The sequence below is a fragment of the Idiomarina sp. H2 genome (assembly GCF_004364275.1).
Classification (GTDB): Bacteria; Pseudomonadota; Gammaproteobacteria; order Enterobacterales; family Alteromonadaceae; genus Idiomarina; species Idiomarina loihiensis.
This window is the reverse complement of the sequence record NZ_SNZY01000002.1, coordinates 138680-153171: the sequence shown is the minus strand read 5'-3', so window position 1 is coordinate 153171 and position 14492 is coordinate 138680. Positions and strand designations below refer to the sequence as shown.

Sequence of the window (14492 nt, the reverse complement as noted above, 5' to 3'; positions counted from 1 at the left end):
TAGAAAATGAAAAAACTGTTTGTTGCTACTGTGGTTTTGTTGAGTTCGTTGTTGTCGCTGCAGGCCGAAGCGCGTAATGACCTGGTAACGCTGGAGCTTAAGCCTGTTATGGAAAGTAGTAAGGCGAAAGAGGCGTTGCTTGATGTTCCGGTTTATTTTGCCGGCCAATCGCACCCTGAAGTCGCGCAGTCCAAGGGAGTTATTACCACCAGCCGTAAAACTAATGCGGTGAATAAGTCCGACCGTGAAGCTTGTGAATGGGTACTGCTTTCGGCACTTAAAGTGCTGCAAGACAACGCGCGTGATAACGGTTACGATGCAGTAATCAATATTAAATCGAATTATGATCATAATGAGTTCAGCAGTGCCGAGGAGTTTCAGTGTGGTGCTGGCTTTTTAATGGCAGGTGTTGCCTTGAAGGGTGAAGTGGTTAAATTCAAATAAGGATAATAACAATGAAATATCTACTGGGAGCAGTTGCAGTCAGTTTGCTGACAGCCTGTTCACAAAATGCTGAAACAGAACAAGAGGCGAATACGCAATCTATGTCGTATCCGGAAACGCGTAAAGGCGATGTGGTTGATACCTACTTTGGTACCGAAGTAGCGGACCCATATCGCTGGTTAGAAGATGACCGTAGCGAAGAGACTGAAAACTGGGTTAAAGCGCAGAATGAAGTCACTTTTGCACATCTTGAGTCCATTCCCTATCGCGAGAAAATTGAAACGCGTCTGACCGAGCTGTGGAACTACGAGAAAATTAGCGCGCCGTTTAAAGAGGGTGATTACACCTATTTCTACAAAAATGACGGTCTGCAAAACCAGTACGTGGTGTACCGCCAAAAAGGTGACGAAGAACCGGAGGTATTCCTGGATCCGAACACCTTTAGTGAAGACGGAACAACCTCGCTGGCACAGCTAACCTTTTCTGACGACGGTTCGCTAGCGGCTTACTCAATTTCTGAGGGCGGCAGTGACTGGCGTAAAATTCGGATTATTGACGCTGAAACTAAAGAGCAGCTGGAAGATCCTTTAGTGGATGTTAAATTCAGCGGCGTTTCCTGGGTTGGTAACGAAGGTTTCTATTACTCAAGTTATGACAAGCCAGAAGGCAGCGAGCTTTCTGCAAAAACCGACCAGCACAAGCTGTATTACCATGAGCTGGGTACAGACCAGTCTGATGACCAGTTGGTGTTTGGTGGAACGGACGCTGAGAAGCACCGCTATGTTGGTGGTTCAGTAACTGATGATGACCGGTATTTGCTCATTTCAGCCGCAAACTCTACGTCGGGCAACAAACTGTTTTTAAAAGATCTGACCGATGAAGACAGTGATCTGGTGACAATTCTTGATCATACCGACTCTGATACTCGCGTATTAGATAACGATGGTTCAAAGCTTTACCTTGTGACTAACTTAGATGCGCCAAACCAGCGTGTTGTGACTGTTGATGCCAGTAATCCAGCGCCAGAAAACTGGGAAGATTTTATCCCAGAAACGGAAAACGTGTTAAGCGTCTCAACCGGTGCGGGCTATATCTTTGCCGAGTACATGGTGGACGCGGTGGCTCAGGTGAAGCAATACGCCTATAACGGCGATATGGTGCGTGAAGTTCAGCTTCCGGGCGTAGGCAGTATTGGTGGCTTTTCAGGCAAGAAAGAAGTGGACGAGTTGTACTATACCTTTACCAACTACAGCACACCGTCAACGATTTATAAGTTTGACCCGGACCAGGGCGGCTCTGAAGTTTATGCTGAGTCTGGTGCCGATTTTGACCCGGCAAACTATGAATCAAAGCAGGTGTTTTATACGTCTAAAGACGGCACCGAAGTGCCTATGATCATTACCTACAAAAAGGGCACTAAGCTGGATGGCTCAAACCCGACAATTCTGTATGGTTATGGTGGTTTCAATATTAGCCTGACGCCTTCGTTCAGCATTGCTAACGCAGCCTGGTTAGAAATGGGTGGCGTTTACGCCGTTGCTAACTTACGTGGTGGCGGTGAATACGGCAAAGACTGGCACAAAGCCGGCACCAAACTGCAAAAGCAAAATGTTTTTGACGACTTTATTGCCGCAGCTGAATACCTGATTGATGAGAAGTATACGTCATCTGATCATCTGGCTGTTCGCGGTGGTTCTAACGGCGGTCTGCTAGTTGGTGCGGTAATGACTCAGCGTCCTGAACTGTTCGCGGTTGCCTTACCGGCAGTTGGTGTTCTGGATATGCTTCGTTATCACACTTTCACCGCTGGAGCGGGCTGGGCGTACGACTACGGTACTGCCGAAGACAGTAAAGAGATGTTTGAATACTTAATTGGTTACTCGCCTGTCCATAACGTGGAAGAAGGCGTGGCTTATCCGGCAACGCTGATCACTACGGGTGACCATGATGATCGCGTAGTTCCTGCGCACTCATTTAAGTTTGCGGCGGAGCTGCAGGACAAAGAGGGCGGTGAAAACCCTCAGCTTATCCGTATTGAAACCAACGCTGGACACGGTGCTGGCACACCGGTTTCAAAAACCATTGAGCAGTATTCCGATATCTTCGGTTTTACTTTGTATCACATGGGGTTTGAAGAGCTTCCGGAGTAATTACTGACCAGTAAAGGCTTCGCTATAGACGGCGAAGCCTTTGCATCATTCTTTCGATATTTTTCTCATTTCCCGTTAATCTCTTTTCCCTCCCATTCTCGTACTATGAGGATTCAATAATGAACAATGATTTTAATATTATGTGGGTAGTTGCCGCTGTAGTTGTTTTACTCTTACTGATAGCGTCGGTGCGCATTGTGCCGCAGCAAAGCGTGTATTTGGTTGAGTTGTTCGGGCGTTATCGGCGCATGCTGACGCCGGGGCTTAACTTTATTATCCCGCTTATTGAGCAGGTTGCTCATAAACAGTCAATGAGAACGCGGCAGCTGGATGTCGATGTTGAGACCAAAACAAACGATAACGTGTTTGTTATTGTCCGGGTGTCAGTGCAGTATCGCGTGAGCAATGAAACCTCAGTTTATAATGCGTTTTATCAGCTGGAAAACCCCGAGTGGCAAATGCAGTCTTACGTGTTTGATACGGTGCGCGCGCAAATTCCTAAGCAGAATCTGGACGCAGTATTCGACAATAAAGACTCTATTTCTAAAGATGTAAAAGAGCAGTTGCGCGATACCATGGAAGAATATGGTTTTGAGATTATTGCGTCGCTGGTGACAGACATTGACCCGGACCAGTCGGTTAAAGATTCAATGAACCAAATTAACGCCGCAGAAAGAGAGCGTCGTGCAGCAGAACATAAGGCGGAAGCTGAAAAAATTATGCTGGTGAAGCAGGCTGAAGCCGACAAAGAATCGAAAATTTTGCAGGGTCAGGGTATTGCCGGTCAGCGTTTAGCGATAGCTGAAGGTTTGCGGGATTCTATTGCCATGGTTACCGATCAGGCAAACGATATATCTTCTAAAGATGTCATTGATTTGCTGAAATTCACTAACTATGTCGACGTATTGGGTTCTTTCGATACCGCTGCCAGTAAAGTGATTATGTTGCCGCAACCAACAGGTCAGCTGGATTCTTTATCCTCGGATATATTAAGCGCAATGGAAGCGGCCAAAGACACTAAAAAAGATGCCTGAAACCTTTCCGCTGTTGGCAGCTCAACCAATTTACGATAATAAAAATCGGTTTTATGCGGTTGAGCTGCTGTTTAATACCATTTAAGCCTGGCTGTGTTTCGCCAGTTGCTGAATTTTTCCGACAATAGCACGTAAGCCGTTTCCACGAGTCGGTGTAATGTGGTTTTCTAAGTCCAGCTGAGCAAAATAGCTATCGATATCAAAGGCAAGAACTTGCTCCGGCGTTTTGTCGTGGTAAGCGGCCATGACTAAAGTCAACAACCCCTGCACAATGACGGCGTCGCTATCAACGTGCAGCAACAGTTTACCGTCTTTTTCTTCACTAATAAGCCAGACATTACTTTGGCAACCGCGCACCAGATACTCATCTTTATGCTGGCTTTCTGGTAGGCCGGGCAAAGCTTTACCTAAATCAATGATGTACTGGTAACGTTGCTCCCAGTCATCTAAAAACTCTAAGTCATCAATGATTTCATCTGTACTGGGTAAATTCATGCTGACCAATAACCTTCACTTATAAGTTAAAAGAACGACTCATGTTAAAAGAAAACACCGGCTTCAAGCTGAGCTTCTTCGCTCATCATGTCGCGTGACCAGGGCGGGTCAAAAACGAGTTCGACGTTTACATTTTTAACGTGCGGTACCAGAGAAACCCGATATTCAACATCACCCACTAATACCGGACCCATACCGCAGCCTGGTGCGGTTAAGGTCATATCAATAGTCACGGTGCCGGAATCTTTATCAACAGCGACTTTGTAGATAAGCCCCAGCGACACTAAGTTGATAGGAATTTCCGGGTCATAAATGGTTTCTAACGCTTCCCAGACCTGATCTTCCGAAACTTCTCCGTTTGCTGGTGGTTCAAAGTCGAGCTTTTCTGGTTTGCGACCAATAGCATCCGCATCCGTGCCATCTATGCGCAGCATGTTACCCTGAAAGGTAACCGTATAGTTACCGCCTAAATCCTGAGTAATAGTAACAAACTCACCTTTAGGAATAACTTTAGGCTCACCCGTTGGCACGCGACGCGCTTTAACTTCACGGGTGGTGGACACCATTTTCTGCTGCATAATTTAAACTTCCGTTACTGCACGTTGAAGCTTTCGCCGCAACCACACTCATTAACAACATTCGGGTTGTTGAATTTAACCACGCCGTTAATGCCTTCTTTTACGTAATCAATTTCGGTGTTACGCACCAGTTCCAGCGCATTAGAGGCAATAGCGACTTTGATGTTGTCGTTAATATCGACCACTTCATCGCCGTCTTCCATTGCATCGACAGAATCAAGTACATAGGCATAGCCCGTACAGCCACTTTGCTTAGTAGAAAGGCGAATCAGCTTGCCCGGTTCATCTTTTAAGCGTGACTCAAAGTAACGTACAGCGTTTTCTGTCATCGAAATTAATGAAGACGATGGTACAAATGTTTCTACAGACATGAGTCTCCTCCTGCCATTAGGCTAGCATTAAACGAGCTTTGTTGATGCCTTCAAACAGCTTATCAACCTCGTCTAATGTATTATAAATGGTAAATGACGCGCGCGCAGTACCTGGTACATTCAGGCGTTTCATTAGCGGTTGAGCGCAGTGGTCACCAGTGCGAATGGCAATACCTTGTTTGTCCAGCAAGAAGCCAATATCAGCCGGGTGTGCGCCATCTAAAATAAAGCTTAGCACGCCAATTTTGTTGTCGGCGTGGCCAACAATGGTTAAGCCATCGGTTTGCTCTGCCAGCTCGGTTGCGCGTGCCAGTAAGGCGGTTTCGTGAGTTAGAATGTCGGCTTTATTAAATTGCTGTAACCAGTTTATCGCTGCCGCCAGACCAATGGCACCCGCGATATTTGGTGTACCGGCTTCCAGTCGGTTGGGTAATTCACCCCAGGTGGCGTCCTGGTAACTGACTGTGGCTATCATTTCGCCGCCGACTAACCATATAGGCCAGTCTTTTAAAACCTCGTAACAGCCCCATAGCACGCCAATGCCGGTTGGCCCGAATAGCTTATGACCGGAAAACGCATAAAAATCACAGCCAATGTCCTGCACATCGATAGCGCCATGTGCAACACCCTGAGCACCGTCTATCATGACCAGTGCGTCTTTGGCTTTAGCGGCAGCGGTGAGTTCTTTAATTGGGTTAATGGTACCCAGCGCATTGGAAATGTGCGGCATTGAAACGAAAGCCGTGTTCTCACTCAACAGGGCGTGAAACTGCTCGGTATTCAGTGAACCGTCTTCGTTAATGGGTACGACTTTCAATGTGGCGCCAGAACGCTTACACGCCTGTTGCCAGGTTACCAGGTTCGCATGGTGCTCCATTTCGGTCACCAGCACTTCTTCACCGGCTTTTAAGCGCTGAGCAACACCATTAGCGACCAGGTTAATACCCTCGGTTGTGCCGCTGGTCCAGATAACCTCTTCTTGACGATTAGCATGTATGTAATCAGCGACGGTTTTACGTGCCGCTTCGTAGCGATGGGTGGCTTCATCAGAAAGATAATGAGCTCCGCGATGAACATTAGCGTTGCACTGAGTATAGTAATCCGTCAGCGCATCGATGACCGCTTGTGGCTTTTGCGTGGTGGCAGCGTTATCCAGATAAACCAGTGGTTTACCGTTTACCTGCCGTTGCAGTATCGGAAACTGCTCACGAATTTGTGCAACGTTCAGGCTCATTGCTTCTCCATCATACTTTCAAAGCGGGTTTTCAAAATCGGCTGCAACCAGTCGGCCAGGGCTTTATTTGGCATCTGGAAAACCATTTCCTGTACGAAACCAAAGTTGAGCATAACCAGCGCTTGTTGCCTGTCGATGCCACGCGTCAGCATGTAATACAACGCTTCTTCGTCAATTTCAGCAACCGTTGCACCGTGCGCACACTGTACATCGTCTGCGTAAATTTCCAGCTCGGGCTTAGTATTAATTTGCGCACCACGAGTCAGCAGCAGGTTACGATTATTCAGTTCGGCCAGGGTTTTTTGCGCATGGCGGTGAATATGAATGCGGCCATTAAATACTGCTTTTGCCCTGTCACCGATAATGCCCCGGGCGTTCTCTTCGGTCGTGCCGTTAGGTGAGGCATGTTCGATGGTGCTGTGCAGATCGAAGTGCTGGCGTGGAGCCAGTAAATACACGTTATTAAACTTGGCGAACGCATGCTCACCAGCGTGTTCAATGTCTACGTCCAGACGCGTTAACTGACTGCCGTAGCCAATTAGGGTGCTGTTCAGTCTGGCGTGATCGTGCAGTTTAAAGTGACTGCCGCCAATATGAATCGCTTCGCCCTCGTGCAGGGCAAAACGGTAATGCTCTAAACGCGCTTTCTCGGCTATGTCATATTCAGCAAAGACGGTATTCAGGCTGTTACCTGAGCCGCTGCCGTGCTCAATAATGGTTGCCTGCGCATTTTCACCAACACGTACCAGCGTGCGCTGATGAGACTCGATACCGGCAGACGCAAAGTTAACGATGCGAATGGGTTGTTCAACTTTAGCGCCAGCCGCAATGTCGATAACGACACCTTGCTGCGCCAATACGTCGTTTACCAGGCCAAACAAATGACGGCTGGGTTTTACTTGCGCAAAAATAGCTTCAGCGGGTTCGCTGGGCGCTGACAGCTCACTAATAGTGATGCCTTCAGGTAACTTAAGCTTGCTGATGTCGGTACTAAGCTGACCGTCCACAAACACCAAATCCAGACTGTTTAAGCCTTCAATGACTGGTGCTTCGGCGGTCGCGTTACCGGTGCCGGATTTCAGCTCTAAATCAGCAACCGGATGCAACGAGGTATAACGCCATGCTTCGGTGCGGCGTGTCGGCCATTGCTGTTGCTTTAACGTGTCCAAGGCTTGTGCCCGGACCGGAGATAGCCAATCGTCAACGGTCGAGGCACGCTCTAAAACGTGGTTTAACCATTGACTCATGCATCTGCTCCTTCTGCTTCAGCTAACCAGGCATAACCTGAGGCTTCGACTTCTTTCGCCAGTTCAGGACCGCCACTTTTCACAATTTTGCCTTTAGACAGAATGTGCACATAGTCAGGCTCAATGTAATCGAGCAAACGTTGGTAGTGCGTAACCACGATAAAACTGCGTTTGCCGTCGCGCTGGCTGTTCACACCCTTAGCTACAACCTGTAGAGCATCGACGTCAAGCCCGGAATCAGACTCATCCAGAATCGCAATTTTCGGCTCAAGCATAATCATCTGCATAATTTCGTTACGCTTTTTCTCTCCACCGGAAAAGCCTTCATTGACGCCGCGCTTTAAGAAGTCGAGCGGTAACTCAACTTGCTTGCAGGCTTCTTTGGCTTTTTTCAGAAACTCAGCTGAGCTCAAAGCGCTTTCGCCGTGAGCTTCACGCATGGCATTCACGGATTCTTTCATGAATTCCATGTTGCTTACGCCTGGAATTTCAACAGGGTATTGGAAAGCCAGAAATATACCGGCCTGGGCGCGCTCTTCTACTTCCATGTCCAGTAAGTCTTTACCGTCCATTTCAACGCTGCCGCTTTCAACTTCGTAGCCATCGCGGCCAGATAAAACGTAACCTAAAGTACTTTTTCCGGCACCGTTAGGACCCATAATGGCGTGTACTTCGCCGGGTTTTATTTCCAGATTCAGGCCTTTTAAAATTGTTGTTTCTTCCACACGTGCGTGCAGGTCTTTAATCGATAGCATGTTTTACCCCACTGAACCTTCAAGACTGATTTCAAGCAACTTACCGGCTTCCACCGCAAACTCCATTGGTAGTTCGCGGAATACCTCTTTACAGAAGCCATTTACAATCATTGAGACTGCTTTTTCAGGGTCCAGGCCTCGTTGCCGACATAAGAATAATTGATCGTCACTCACCTTAGAGGTGGTGGCTTCGTGTTCAACAATCGCGGTTGGATTGCTGCTTTCAATATACGGGAATGTGTGTGCGCCGCACTGGTCGCCAATAAGCAGCGAATCACATTCGGTAAAGTTACGCGCGCCCTCGGCACCCGGGCCCATACGAACCAGACCTCGGTAAGCGTTATTACTGCGGCCGGCGGAAATACCTTTGGAAATGATGGTCGACTTGGTGTTCTTACCTAAGTGGATCATTTTGGTGCCGGTATCGGCTTGTTGTCTGCCGCGGGTTAACGCAACTGAGTAGAATTCCCCAACGCTGTTATCGCCTTTAAGAATACAGCTTGGATACTTCCAGGTAACGGCAGAGCCTGTCTCTACCTGAGTCCAGGAGATCTTCGCGTTTTTCTCGCACAGGCCGCGTTTAGTGACAAAGTTATAGATACCGCCTTTGCCGTTTTCATCACCCGGATACCAGTTTTGCACCGTAGAGTATTTGATCTCCGCGTCATCCAGTGCAACCAGCTCAACTACGGCCGCGTGTAATTGGTTTTCGTCACGCTGTGGTGCGGTACAACCTTCCAGATAACTAACGTGACTGCCTTCTTCGGCGACAATTAAGGTACGCTCAAACTGACCGGTATTCTGTTCGTTTATGCGGAAGTAAGTTGATAGTTCCATAGGGCAGCGAACGCCTTTTGGAATATAAACAAACGAGCCATCGGTGAATACGGCGCTGTTCAGTGCGGCAAAGAAGTTATCGCCACGTGGAACTACGGTACCTAAGTATTTTTTAACCAGATCCGGGTACTTATGAAGGGCTTCGGAGATAGGGCAGAAGATAACTCCTGCTTCTTCCAGCTTCTCGCGGAATGTTGTGACCACGGATACTGAGTCGAAGACTGCATCAACAGCTACACCCGCGAGCATTTCCTGCTCATGCAGAGGAATACCCAGCTTTTCGTATGTGCGTAGCAGTTCCGGATCAACCTCGTCTAACGACTTAGGCTTGTCTTTCATACTCTTAGGTGCGGAGTAGTATGAAATTGACTGGTAATCTACCTTAGGATAATCGACGTGTGCCCAGTCAGGCTCTTCCATTTTTAACCAGGTGCGATAAGCCTTCAGACGCCACTCCAGCATCCATTCAGGCTCACCCTTAATGGCGGACAGACGGGCAATGACGTCTTCGTCCAAACCAATTGGGAAAGTTTCTGACTCTATTTCTGAAATGAAGCCTGCGTCGTATTTACGCGCAAGCGCCTGATCAATCTGTTCACTCATGATTTACCCACTCTAAAAGCTGCGGATGGGAGTTTCGCCCGTTACTGGCCGACAGTATAAAATACCTGACTAAAACACTCAACTTTATCTGCTGACCAACATTATACGGGATCACAGCCTTTTTGTCGCTTATTTCGCCGGGTAAGGTAAGCCTGTTGCTCTTTATTTTAAATGCCATAAGGTAAATTAGAATGGTTGTTACATTTTGTTACATGTTCTAAGGTGCTATGTCTTTTAGTACAAAATTTAATCATATATTGTAAAGAGCTACATCAATCGTTGTAAAAATGTAATATAAGAAGAATATAAGAAGAAAAGTACAGTAATAAAATAAGCTTTTAGGTTTAGGGAGGGCTGTTATGGGACGTTATACGCGGTTAGCTTTAATCGAACACCAAAAACGTACGCAGAACTTAGGGTTGCTTGCAGAATCCTTAGAAATATCAGTCGTCCATCGTGCATTTTCTGAACTGGTTGATCATTCACCAGAGCCCGAGACCATGGTGGCTTATTCTCTCGGATCGGAGCAGTTATCTCGTTCCCACATTACCAGTGAAATTGCTGCATTAACTAAAACCTACCCTTTATTTCTAGTTAATGCGAGAAAAGATGATGTTCGTCCTATTCAAGCCCTGAACCTTGGTGCTCGCGGTATTATTTACGAAAACGACCATTTAGACCGAGTACTGACCGCGATAAAAGTTATTAGCCAGGGAGAACTCTATTATCCGCGCTCATTGCTTTCAGATAAAATTGAAGAAATGATGCTGCGGCGGCAAGCGGATGATTCTTTTACTACCGTGTCTCAAATTAGCTCCCTTACGCCACAAGAGTTAAAAATTATAGAGTTGGTTGCTACCGGAGCCCGCAATAAAGAAATTGCTGAGCACTTAAATATCAGTGCTCATACCGTGAAGACACACTTGTCTTCCATTTTTCGAAAGACCGGTGCGCGTAACCGGGTCGAACTACTAAAGTGGTCCAGTTACGCGACATCCGTTTAACGCTGATTAACTCTCTGCACGCCAATACCCCATATCCAGGCCTTTTTCTATTAACTCTACCAGCGCCTTCTCCATTGCTTGTTTTACCGACAATTGAACCGGTTCGTTGGTTGAGTAGCCGCCTTCGAATTCGGCTAGCCGGTTGAGAGATACGTAGCGAAACAGGCCTGCCCGTAGTTCTTGAGAGAACACTTTTTTATTTGCTGATACCGAAACCAGCACCTGCCCACTATAAACGTCTACCGCTCGCAAATAGACGGATACCTGATCTTCCCGGTAGAGTTCAGATGCACCAATACCAAAATATTCTGCGCCGATACCTCCGGTACTAACATTGGTGTCGTAGCTTATAATACCGCCCTCCAGCAGCAGCCTGGCCTCACTTAACGGAGGAAGCTCTTTATTTTTGCTGGAGTTATGTATCTTTCGCTCGGTTAACAAATTTTGCAGGTTTTCACGCTCCATAGGTAAGAACCAGCCTGATTCCAGTAACATTTGAGTGAGCATAGAGGTTGCTCCCTGAGTCACTGCGGTAGAGAAACTGGAAACATTAGCCTGTGGTTTATACTGCCCCGTTTGATCCCTAAAGGAATAAACCGATACCGGAATACGGGTTTGAGGTAATGGGCTTTGCTTTAAAGTCGTCATTGTCGAGCTGGGAGCGTCAATTTCAGCGGGCTGTACATTGATGTCCGTTGGCTTGGGCATTAACGCACAGCCACTCATAATAAGTGAAGCTAGAATGAGGAAAAGTTTACGCATGATAATTCTCCTCAACTATATTGAAGGCATGGTGATAACAGTCTGTTCACCACTGCCGTTATGAGTGATGTAGACAACAACGCTACCGTCTGGCTGACCAACTACTTCAACCGTGTATTCACCTGTGTCATACAGGCCTTCAACAATTTCGCCATCTGCAATGCGACGGGTAAGTGAATTGATGATATTACGCTCTAACGCTTCACGAAAACGATCAACAAAAGAGCGGTCGGCGTCAGGTGCTGAATGGGCATTCTGACTTTGTGCTTTTTGTAATAAAAAACTCCCGTTCATTGGGTTTCCACCAAAGCTCGGGTTGATAGGTTGATAGACAATTTCAGTTGCTGCGGCATTCACTGCCACAAGCAAACAACTAATGAAGAGCCAACGTAATTTCATAATCTGCGCCTTTAAAAATTATTATCTTGTGGCGTATCAAATACAGAGTCCGCTTTTACTCGCGCGACTTCGTTAATACTGATCAAAATGGCTTTCTCGGCCATTTTCTTGACATCGTTTTGTCGTCTTCCGAAGTAAGTTTCGAAAACCTTTGTCTGCTCCATCTCTACCCATAAATAGGTGCCAGCCTGCGGATAGACTTGCTCGTGAATAACAACGGTAATGCCGTTAGTTGAAGGAATGTCACGCCAATAGCTGGTGTAGTAGAAGAAGAAGTCTTTACCGAAACGCGAAATGGTTCGGTCCAGCACCATGCCGCCAAGCTCTATTTCGTCGGCTTGACTAACCGGAGTAAACAGCAGAACGAGTAGAATGAGTTTCTTTAGCATAAGGACTAAGAAAGCGGCTGCACCAAAATGACGCAGCCGCTAATCTTACTTCTTAGTATTGAACAACAGTAGCGACGTTATAGTCGCCCTGCTGATATACGCTCATAGTGTTGCCGTCACTGGCCTGACCGCCAGTAACAACGTTGTAGTCACCTACTTGCTGAATATCAACACTACCGCCGCTACCGCCAACAATGAATGAACCTTCATCGCCAGCTATAACGTTGCTATTACCTTCCTGATAGAAGCTGATAAGGTTCTCATCGCCGCCAATAATGGTATCGATTAAGTTAATATCACCTTGCTGTTCGGAATCTAACGTGTTGCCTGAGGTTGTGCCTGCATCGTAAGAGTAAGCAAGAGTGACGTTGCCATCACCAACCTGGTTAGACATGACATCGTTGTCGTCACCAACAAACACAACTTCGGCTGTGTTTGCATCACCGCGCTGACGGCTCTGAATGTCGTTAGAAACGCCCTGGACAGCCACTGCGTTAAAGTTATCATCGCCACGGCTGCTGACCATGATGTCGTTTTGCTCACCGTAAGATTCACCGACGGCAGTGTTGTTATCGCCAGCCTGCTCAAGCTCAACATTATGCATGTCGCCTTCGGTTGCAAATACTGCGTAGTTATTGTCTCCGCGTTGGTACGCATCAATTAAGTTGTCGTTACCAATCATGCCATTCGCGGCTTCAACAACGTTTGAGCTACCTTGCTGCTGAACGACAATAAAGTTAGCTTCGCCTTGAATAGGCTGAATCAGGAATTCGTTTGCTGAACCGTCCTGAAATACATCGACAAAGTTTTCGTTGCCCTGTAAGTCTTCGGCAATGAAAATGTTAGATGAACCATATTGCTGAGCATAAACTTCGTTGTCATCGCCGTCTGCACCCACAACACCTGCAACGTTACCGTCACCTTCTTGTGATGCTTCAAAGGTATTGCGGTCGCCGGACGCATTGAAATAGCCTGACTCATTCAGTGAGCCAGACTGTTCACTTAAGAATAGGTTGTCACTGCCCGAAATCTGGAAGTTGCTCCAGTTGGAGTCGCCTGACTGATAAATTTCTGCTGCATTATAGTCACCACTGAGGTCGATGGTTGCCTCGTTTGCATCACCGGACTGATCAGCAATTGCTGTGTTACCGTCGCCCTGCAGGAAGATATTGGCAGAGTTCAAACTGCCTTCCTGATAAGCTGATAACCAGTTATCGTCACCAACGACATCGGCATTAAAAATGTTCCACAATCCAGACTGCTCGCCTTCGACCAAGTTGAAATCACCGGTTACGTAAGCATAAGCTTCCTGCCATTGGTCAAACTGCAGCAGTGATGTAACGTTATCGTCACCGTACTGGTCGGCATATGCCCAGTGTAAAACACCGGCTTGTTCGACATAAACTTCGTTACCAATTTCAGCGGCGCCAGCCGATTCCTGGTTGATGACGGCAATATGATTTTCGGCAACCGCGCTACCTGCAAAGGCAATGCCTATAGCAAGAGCGATAGCACTTTTCTTTATGAGTATTTTAGACATGATTGTTCTCCGTAATTGTTGTAATCAAAACTGCGTGATGGACATTTCAGCGGCAGAGCCTGATTGTTGGATAGTGATAGCGTTGTCGTTACCCAGCTGTTGTAGCTGAACAAGGTTGCTATTCCCCAACTGCAGGATGGTTGCTGAATTACCGCGTCCTGATTGTTCTGCAGTGACAGAATTATTGAACCCTTGCTGTTCCAGACTCAGAGTGTTCTCAAAGCCTGACTGAACCAAATACGCGTAATTTTGCTCGCCCGACTGGATAACTGAAGTGAGGTTATAAGATCCGAGTTGAGCAATTTCCGCATGGTTTGCAAGGGCCTGCCGCTCCAGTAACCCTGCTAGCGCAACAGGAATGTCTTTTGCCACTGCCACTCCGGGGAGTGAGACAAAAAGCAAAACCAGTGCTGCTAAAAGTTGTTTTTTGTAAGTCAAAGCGGAACACCTTTTGTTAATAATTCCGCTAACAAGAATAGGTGGTTCAGAGAGCTGAACAATCGTATGAAAGGGGTATTTTATGTGACTTGTTGATGATGTTTTTGAATTGAAATATCGTTAATTTTCATTGCTTTGAATTTTTCCAGTCGCTTCCCTGCACCAAACGTCCTAGTCCTTTATTCGTATTTATGATCAGATTTCGTAAAGCT

Annotated in this window: 16 protein-coding genes; 4 read left to right on the top strand and 12 right to left on the bottom strand. The window is 46.9% G+C overall.

The window, feature by feature from the left end; translation table 11 throughout:
- Positions 1 to 6: 6 nt before the first annotated feature.
- The 3 genes from DET62_RS02930 (at position 7) to DET62_RS02920 (ending at position 3628) form a co-directional block, all read left to right on the top strand.
- Positions 7 to 444: a hypothetical protein gene (locus DET62_RS02930; RefSeq protein ID WP_034819056.1), complete on the top strand. Its 438-nt coding sequence runs from the start codon at positions 7 to 9 to the stop codon at positions 442 to 444.
- 11 nt (positions 445 to 455) lie between these two features.
- A complete protein-coding gene (locus DET62_RS02925) occupies positions 456 to 2594 on the top strand; it encodes a prolyl oligopeptidase family serine peptidase (RefSeq protein WP_110012962.1) in 2139 nt (712 codons plus the stop codon).
- A gap of 119 nt (positions 2595 to 2713) precedes the next feature.
- Positions 2714 to 3628 carry an SPFH domain-containing protein gene (locus DET62_RS02920; RefSeq protein WP_034819052.1) on the top strand — a complete coding sequence of 305 codons (915 nt, stop codon included), beginning with the start codon at positions 2714 to 2716 and terminating at the stop codon, positions 3626 to 3628.
- Positions 3629 to 3709: 81 nt separating this feature from the next.
- Here DET62_RS02920 and DET62_RS02915 read toward each other — a convergent pair whose 3' ends face one another.
- Genes DET62_RS02915 through sufB form a run of 7 tightly spaced genes read right to left on the bottom strand, consistent with a single transcriptional unit; the run spans position 3710 to position 9748 of the window.
- On the bottom strand, positions 3710 to 4123 hold the full coding sequence (locus tag DET62_RS02915) for a SufE family protein (RefSeq protein WP_110012963.1): 414 nt from the start codon (positions 4121 to 4123) through the stop codon (positions 3710 to 3712).
- A 44-nt stretch (positions 4124 to 4167) separates the two neighbouring features.
- The gene (sufT, locus tag DET62_RS02910) at positions 4168 to 4701 is read right to left on the bottom strand and encodes a putative Fe-S cluster assembly protein SufT (protein WP_110012964.1); all 534 of its coding nucleotides are present in this window, start codon (positions 4699 to 4701) and stop codon (positions 4168 to 4170) included.
- A 14-nt stretch (positions 4702 to 4715) separates the two neighbouring features.
- Positions 4716 to 5072: an iron-sulfur cluster assembly accessory protein gene (locus tag DET62_RS02905; protein ID WP_011233413.1), complete on the bottom strand. Its 357-nt coding sequence runs from the start codon at positions 5070 to 5072 to the stop codon at positions 4716 to 4718.
- A gap of 16 nt (positions 5073 to 5088) precedes the next feature.
- Positions 5089 to 6306, bottom strand: a complete 1218-nt coding sequence (locus tag DET62_RS02900; RefSeq protein WP_110012965.1) for a SufS family cysteine desulfurase — start codon at positions 6304 to 6306, stop codon at positions 5089 to 5091.
- A complete protein-coding gene (gene sufD, locus DET62_RS02895) occupies positions 6303 to 7553 on the bottom strand; it encodes a Fe-S cluster assembly protein SufD (protein ID WP_110012966.1) in 1251 nt (416 codons plus the stop codon). Before sufD ends, DET62_RS02900 begins: the two co-directional genes overlap by 4 nt.
- On the bottom strand, positions 7550 to 8308 hold the full coding sequence (sufC, locus tag DET62_RS02890; RefSeq protein WP_011233416.1) for a Fe-S cluster assembly ATPase SufC: 759 nt from the start codon (positions 8306 to 8308) through the stop codon (positions 7550 to 7552). The genes sufD and sufC overlap by 4 nt, the downstream gene beginning before the upstream one ends.
- Positions 8309 to 8311: 3 nt before the next feature.
- A complete protein-coding gene (gene sufB / locus DET62_RS02885) occupies positions 8312 to 9748 on the bottom strand; it encodes a Fe-S cluster assembly protein SufB (RefSeq protein WP_011233417.1) in 1437 nt (478 codons plus the stop codon).
- 359 nt (positions 9749 to 10107) lie between these two features.
- Between sufB and DET62_RS02880 the strand changes: the two genes are divergently transcribed.
- Positions 10108 to 10752, top strand: coding sequence for a response regulator transcription factor (locus DET62_RS02880; protein WP_110012967.1), 645 nt, complete (start codon positions 10108 to 10110; stop codon positions 10750 to 10752).
- Positions 10753 to 10758: 6 nt separating this feature from the next.
- On the opposite strand, the gene DET62_RS02875 is transcribed toward DET62_RS02880, so the two are convergent.
- From DET62_RS02875 to DET62_RS02855, 5 genes are read right to left on the bottom strand one after another with little or no spacing between them, the layout of a single operon-like run.
- Entirely contained in the window at positions 10759 to 11517 is a 759-nt protein-coding gene (locus DET62_RS02875; RefSeq protein WP_181396961.1) for a CsgG/HfaB family protein, read from the bottom strand.
- A 12-nt stretch (positions 11518 to 11529) separates the two neighbouring features.
- Positions 11530 to 11913: a curli assembly protein CsgF gene (locus DET62_RS02870; RefSeq protein ID WP_110012969.1), complete on the bottom strand. Its 384-nt coding sequence runs from the start codon at positions 11911 to 11913 to the stop codon at positions 11530 to 11532.
- An 11-nt stretch (positions 11914 to 11924) separates the two neighbouring features.
- Positions 11925 to 12302 carry a curli production assembly/transport protein CsgE gene (locus DET62_RS02865; RefSeq protein ID WP_110012970.1) on the bottom strand — a complete coding sequence of 126 codons (378 nt, stop codon included), beginning with the start codon at positions 12300 to 12302 and terminating at the stop codon, positions 11925 to 11927.
- A gap of 52 nt (positions 12303 to 12354) precedes the next feature.
- Positions 12355 to 13842 carry a hypothetical protein gene (locus DET62_RS02860; RefSeq protein WP_110012971.1) on the bottom strand — a complete coding sequence of 496 codons (1488 nt, stop codon included), beginning with the start codon at positions 13840 to 13842 and terminating at the stop codon, positions 12355 to 12357.
- A 24-nt stretch (positions 13843 to 13866) separates the two neighbouring features.
- The gene (locus tag DET62_RS02855; protein ID WP_110012972.1) at positions 13867 to 14280 is read right to left on the bottom strand and encodes a curlin subunit CsgB; all 414 of its coding nucleotides are present in this window, start codon (positions 14278 to 14280) and stop codon (positions 13867 to 13869) included.
- Between the last annotated feature and the right edge of the window lie 212 nt (positions 14281 to 14492).

What these genes read in the sequence shown, in the direction of transcription:
- DET62_RS02930 (WP_034819056.1), top strand. Translation starts at nt 7, where the DNA reads ATGAAAAAACTGTTTGTTGCTACTGTGGTTTTGTTGAGTTCGTTGTTG.
- DET62_RS02925 (WP_110012962.1), top strand. Translation starts at nt 456, where the DNA reads ATGAAATATCTACTGGGAGCAGTTGCAGTCAGTTTGCTGACAGCCTGT.
- DET62_RS02920 (WP_034819052.1), top strand. Translation starts at nt 2,714, where the DNA reads ATGAACAATGATTTTAATATTATGTGGGTAGTTGCCGCTGTAGTTGTT.
- DET62_RS02915 (WP_110012963.1), bottom strand. Translation starts at nt 4,123, where the DNA reads ATGAATTTACCCAGTACAGATGAAATCATTGATGACTTAGAGTTTTTA.
- sufT (WP_110012964.1), bottom strand. Translation starts at nt 4,701, where the DNA reads ATGCAGCAGAAAATGGTGTCCACCACCCGTGAAGTTAAAGCGCGTCGC.
- DET62_RS02905 (WP_011233413.1), bottom strand. Translation starts at nt 5,072, where the DNA reads ATGTCTGTAGAAACATTTGTACCATCGTCTTCATTAATTTCGATGACA.
- DET62_RS02900 (WP_110012965.1), bottom strand. Translation starts at nt 6,306, where the DNA reads ATGAGCCTGAACGTTGCACAAATTCGTGAGCAGTTTCCGATACTGCAA.
- sufD (WP_110012966.1), bottom strand. Translation starts at nt 7,553, where the DNA reads ATGAGTCAATGGTTAAACCACGTTTTAGAGCGTGCCTCGACCGTTGAC.
- sufC (WP_011233416.1), bottom strand. Translation starts at nt 8,308, where the DNA reads ATGCTATCGATTAAAGACCTGCACGCACGTGTGGAAGAAACAACAATT.
- sufB (WP_011233417.1), bottom strand. Translation starts at nt 9,748, where the DNA reads ATGAGTGAACAGATTGATCAGGCGCTTGCGCGTAAATACGACGCAGGC.
- DET62_RS02880 (WP_110012967.1), top strand. Translation starts at nt 10,108, where the DNA reads ATGGGACGTTATACGCGGTTAGCTTTAATCGAACACCAAAAACGTACG.
- DET62_RS02870 (WP_110012969.1), bottom strand. Translation starts at nt 11,913, where the DNA reads ATGAAATTACGTTGGCTCTTCATTAGTTGTTTGCTTGTGGCAGTGAAT.
- DET62_RS02865 (WP_110012970.1), bottom strand. Translation starts at nt 12,302, where the DNA reads ATGCTAAAGAAACTCATTCTACTCGTTCTGCTGTTTACTCCGGTTAGT.
- DET62_RS02860 (WP_110012971.1), bottom strand. Translation starts at nt 13,842, where the DNA reads ATGTCTAAAATACTCATAAAGAAAAGTGCTATCGCTCTTGCTATAGGC.